2 protein-coding genes are annotated in these 4,812 nt (G+C 70.6%); both read left to right on the top strand.

From position 1 onward, the window contains the following. Window positions 1-2,465, top strand: a 2,465-nt coding sequence (locus tag AN218_RS19865; protein ID WP_244900540.1) for a ThuA domain-containing protein, incomplete at its 5' end; no start/stop codon positions are given. A 119-nt stretch (window positions 2,466-2,584) separates the two neighbouring features. After that, the gene (locus tag AN218_RS19860; protein ID WP_244900541.1) at window positions 2,585-4,747 is read left to right on the top strand and encodes an OmpL47-type beta-barrel domain-containing protein; all 2,163 of its coding nucleotides are present in this window, start codon (window positions 2,585-2,587) and stop codon (window positions 4,745-4,747) included. The last annotated feature ends 65 nt before the right edge of the window (window positions 4,748-4,812 follow it).

The following is a 4,812-nucleotide window of genomic DNA, read 5'->3' as shown; positions in this document are numbered from 1 at the left end:
TCGCGGCGGTGGCGGCGGGGGCGCTCGCCGCCTCCCTGCTGGGCGGCAGCCCGGCCCTCGCGGGCACACCGCCCGTGCCGTCCGCGCCGAAGCTCCAACTCCCCTCCCCTCCGGGCGGGGAGAACGTCCGCGTGCTGGTCTTCCACGCCTCGGCAGGCGAGGAGCCGCCGACCGTCGACGCCGGGATCGAGGCGATCGAGAAGATCGGTCAGAGCGGTCCTGCCGCGGAGCGCTTCACGGTCACCGCGACCGCGGACCCGTCCGTCTTCGCCTCCGAGCGGCTCGGCCGCTTCAACGCCGTCGTCTTCCTCACCGGCGGCGGCGACGTGCTCGACCCGGCCCAAGAGGCGGGCCTGCAGAGCTACATGGAGGCTGGCGGCGGCTTCCTCGGCATCCACGGGGCGGCACGCGCCGAGCCGTACTCCGAGTGGTTCACCGGGCTGGTGGGCGCGCGTCCGGAGGGGAGCGGCGAGGCCACGACGCAGCGCGCCACCGTCGAGACCGGGGACCGGCGCCACCCCGCGACCAAGGACCTCCCGGTGGAGTGGAAGCGTCCCGACAAGTGGCTCAACTGGCAGGAGAACCCGAGCGGTTCGGTCCACACCGTGGCCCGCGTACGGGAGCGTACGTACGAGCCGGGCGAGGGCGCGATGGGCTGGGACCACCCGGTCTCGTGGTGCCGTGACTACGACGGCGGGCGTTCCTTCTACACCGCCATGGGCGGCACCGCCGACAGCTTCCAGGAGACCGACTTCCGCGCCCATCTGCGCGGTGCGCTGCTGTGGACGACGCGGCTGGCGCGGGCCGACTGCCAGGCGTCCGTCACCTCCAACTACAAGGCCGAGCGGGTCACTTCGGCCAACCAGCCGGGGCAGTCGGACCAGATCGGCGAGCCGCACGGGCTGGCCACGGCCGACGACGGCCGCGTCTTCTACATCGGACGCGGAGGCGGCGACGCCGAGGCGCCCGTGGTCACCGACTGGGACGACCCGGAGGTCGGCAAGGGCCAGGGCACCGTCCACGTCTACGACCCGGCCACGAAGAAGGTCCAACTCGTGGGCTCGCTCACGGTGTTCGGCAACAAGGGCGGCGGCGACGAGCTGGTCAAGGTCGAGGAAGGTCTGCTGGGCATCGCGCTCGACCCGGACTTCGCCGACAACGGCTGGATGTACCTGCACTACACGCCGCACTCGCAGCTCGACCGGGACAAGCAGCTCGCCGAGCGGCGCGTCTCCCGCTTCACGGTGGACAGCAGGACCGGGAAGCTCGACAAGTCCTCGGAGAAGGTGCTGCTCAAGTGGCCCGTGCAGGTGCACAGTTGCTGCCACGCGGGCGGCGGCATGGCCTTCGACTCCCGGCGCAACCTCTACATCGCCACGGGCGACAACAACTCCTCGCAGTTCAGCGACGGTTACTCCGGCAACAACCCCGAACCGTCCTACAAGGGCACCTCGTTCGCCGACGCACGACGCACCGCGGGCAACACCAACAACCTCAACGGCAAGATCCTGCGCATCCACCCCGAGGACGACGGCACCTACACGCTCCCCGAGGGCAATCTCTTCACCGGCGAGGAGAGCGACGAGGGCGGCGGCAAGACGCGCGGCGAGATCTATGTGATGGGCGTGCGCAACCCCGCGCGCATCTCCATCGACCCCAAGACCGATGTGCTGTACGCGGGTTGGGTCGGGCCGGACGCGGGTGAGCCCAGCACCACCTGGGGTCCCGCCAAGTACGACACGTTCGCCCGGATCACCGAGGCGGGCAACCAGGGCTGGCCGTACTGCATGGGCAACAAGCAGCCCTACCGCGACCGCAATCTGCCCGACCCGGACAAGCCGCTGGGCTGGTACGACTGCGACCACCTGAAGAACGAGTCCCCCAACAACGACGGCCTGGTGAACATCCCGCCGGCCCGCGCGAACAACATCTGGTACTCGCCGCAGGGCGGCGGGCCCGACTATCCGCGCGACGAGAACGGCGTCCCCAGCTACAAGGAGGAGGAGCAGGAGCTGCTGCTGCCGTGGCTCAAGGGCGGCGGCCAGGCCACGATGGACGGCCCGGTCTACCGCTACGACGCCTCCGCGGCGGCGAAGGGCGCATGGCCCGCGTACTGGGACGGCAAGTGGTTCGTCGGCGACTTCTACGACGCCGACCAGCCGCGGCACGCCGTGGTGATGCCGGACGGCGACGAGCCCGGTGCGCTGCCGGCGCACGCGGAGAGCCTGCGCAAGATCATCCCGGTCGGCGAGGACGGCATCCGCAACCTGATGGACTGGAAGTTCGCCCCCGACGGGTCGCTCTACGTCCTGGACTACGGGCGCGGCTTCTTCACCTCCGACGACAAGTCCGCGCTGTGGCACGTCACTTACCAGGGCGGCGCCGCGACTCCCGCGCCGGGCGACGTCGTCCGCGGCGATGCGACGGACGACGCGAAGAACGAGGCGAAGGGGGCGTCACGATGAACCGGCCCGCAGGCGCACGCATACGCGCAGGCACCCGGCGGCCCCGTACGGCACCGGCGGTGCGCCGGCGGCGGCGCGCCCTCCGTACGGCCGTGACGGCGCTGTGCGCGGCGCTGCTGATGGTGCTCGGCCTGACCTCGGCGCCCGCGTACGGGCAGCAGGCGCCGTCCGCGCCGGGCGCCGACCCCGCGGCGGCGCAGGTGCTGCGGTGGACGGCGGGCGACGACATCACCCACTACACCTCGGCGCCCGAGACGGCGGTGGCCGGGGCGGCGACGATCGAGTTCGAGAACAGCGAGGCGACGGGCAACACCACGTCCATGCCGCACACGCTGACGTTTGTGACCGGCGACCCGGACTACAACGACGACGTGAACGTCAACATCCTCGCCAATCCGTCCGACGCGCAGGGCGGCAAGCACTCGGTCGAGGTGACGCTGACGCCCGGGACGTACAAGTACCACTGCACGATTCCCGGTCACGGCCAGATGCAGGGCACGCTCGTCGTCACCGACGGCGGCGGGGGCGACGACACCACGCCGCCGGAGACCTCGGCGACGGTCGACGGCGATCAGAACGCCGACGGCGCGTACGTGGGGATGGCCACCGTCAGCGTCAGCGCGTCCGACGAGGGCGGCAGCGGCGTGGACACGATCGAGTACGCCCTCGGCGACGGCGGCTACCAGACCTACACCGAGCCGGTGATGGTCCATGAGACCGGCGAGCACACCGTCCGCTACCGGGCCACCGACAAGGCGGGCAACGTGGCGGAGGAGAAGAGCGTCGAGTTCACCGTCGTCGCTCCGCCGACGGACGACACGACGCCGCCCGAGACCTCGGCGACGGTGGACGGCGAACAGGACGCGGACGGCGCCTATGTGGGCATGGCCACCGTGACCGTCACCGCGTCCGACGCCGGCTCGGGCGTCAACACCGTCGAATTCGCCCTGGACGACGGCGGGTTCCAGCCCTACTCGGCGCCGGTCATGGTGCACGAGCCCGGCACGCACACCGTCACGTACAAGGCGACGGACAAGGCGGGCAACGCCGCGGAGGCGAAGTCCGTGGAGTTCACCGTCGTCGAGCAGCCGGAGGAGGACACCACACCGCCGGAGACGAGCGCGACGACGGAGGGCAAGAAGAACTCCGACGGCGACTACATCGGCAAGGCCACGGTCACGATCGCCGCCACGGACGCGGAGTCGGGTGTCGCGAAGGTCGAATACTCCCTGGACGGCGGCCCGTTCCTCGCCTACGGCGATCCGGTCGTGGTGGACCGCGCGGGTCATCACAGCGTCGCGCACCGTGCGACGGACAAGGCGGGCAACACCTCGCAGGCGGTCGCGGAGTCCTTCGACGTGGTGCCGGGCGGCGGCGTACCCGCCCCCGACTGCCCGGAGTTCGACGAGCGTCCGACCGTCTTCATCGGCGAGACCGACACCGGCGTGCCCAACCGGATGACGGACCGGCGCTGCACGGTCGGCGAGTTGATCGAGGACGAGAAGGACTGGTCGTCGCACGCCCTGTTCGTCAAGCACGTCACGGAGATCACCGACGCGCTGCTGAAGGACAAGGTGCTCGACGCGCGGGAGGGCAAGCTCATCGTGCGTACGGCGAAGAGCTCCCCGATCGGGAAGCCGGGCCAACAGGAGGGCTACACCAAGCTGTTCGACGGCACGGCGGAGTCCTTCGCGAAGTGGCAGCACGTCGGCGGCGGCGCCTTCGGGCTCAACGACGACGGCACCATGACCAGCAGCACGGAGACCGAGGGCATGGGCATGCTCTGGTACCCGAAGCGCAAGTACGGGGACTACTCGCTCAAGCTCCAGTTCCGCGACGACGCCCCGGACGGCGGCAACGCCAACTCCGGTGTCTTCACGCGCTTTCCGTACGTCCACGACAACCCGGAGGAGCCCCGGCCCGAGTGGGTCGCCATCAAGTTCGGGCACGAGGTGCAGATCCTCGACGCGCCGGACGGCGACATGTACAAGACCGGCTCGGTCTACGGCTTCGACCGCGTGGGCCTGGGCGGCGCGGGCGTCACGCCCAAGGGCACCTGGAACGACTACGAGATCAAGGTCGTCGGACAGCACTACTCCGTATACCGGAACGGGGAGTTGATCAACGAGTTCGACAACGACGGCGGCCAGGTCTTCGAGCCGCCGCGTGACGACGACCCGGGCACGGACGGACGGCGTTACGCCTCGGGCTACATCGGGCTCCAGGTGCACAGCGTCACGGACGTCGTCTCCTACCGGGACGTGCGCATCAAGGAGCTGTGAGCGAGGGCTCCGGGTCCCCGTCCCGGAGCGCGGCCCCTGCGGCGGGGGCACCGGTTCCTCCGGTG

Origin of the sequence: Streptomyces nanshensis (assembly GCF_001751255.1) — a bacterium.
GTDB classification, from domain to species: domain Bacteria; phylum Actinomycetota; class Actinomycetes; order Streptomycetales; family Streptomycetaceae; genus Streptomyces; species Streptomyces nanshensis_A.
Note: the sequence above shows the minus strand (reverse complement) of the source record. Positions and strands in the feature narration are given on the sequence as shown.